General features: G+C 40.1%; 1 protein-coding gene. It reads left to right on the forward strand.

The genetic code is table 11. The features are described from left to right. Positions 1 to 267 (forward strand): AMP-binding enzyme (locus GV819_RS32815; protein WP_434738458.1); only part of this gene is annotated, 267 nt, incomplete at its 5' end. Positions 268 to 394: the final 127 nt, after the last annotated feature.

Below are 394 nucleotides of genomic sequence, written 5' to 3' on the forward strand. Positions count from 1 at the left end.
AATGTCTCCTGCGTGGAGCTCGAAAATATCATCGCCACCCATCCCAAAATTCAGGATATCGTGGTTGTGGGTATTAAAGATTCGATTCGCGATGAAGCAATCAAAGCATTTGTGGTGCTGAATGAAGGTGAAACATTGAGCGAAGAGGAATTCTTCTGCTTCTGTGAACAGAATATGGCGAAATTTAAAGTGCCCTCTTATCTGGAGATCAGAAAAGATCTGACACGTAATTGCTCGGGGAAAATAATTAGAAAGAATCTGAAATAAATGAAACGGCAGGGAACTACCCTGTCAGCTAATAATCACGCTCTAAAACAATATGCATTTTTTGCAGGGATGTTGTCGTCCCTGAAAAAGCAAAAATGGAGAAAAGGAATGAGTGAATCATTACATC

Source organism: Pseudomonas sp. Fl5BN2, assembly GCF_009908205.1.
Taxonomy (GTDB): domain Bacteria; phylum Pseudomonadota; class Gammaproteobacteria; order Pseudomonadales; family Pseudomonadaceae; genus Aquipseudomonas.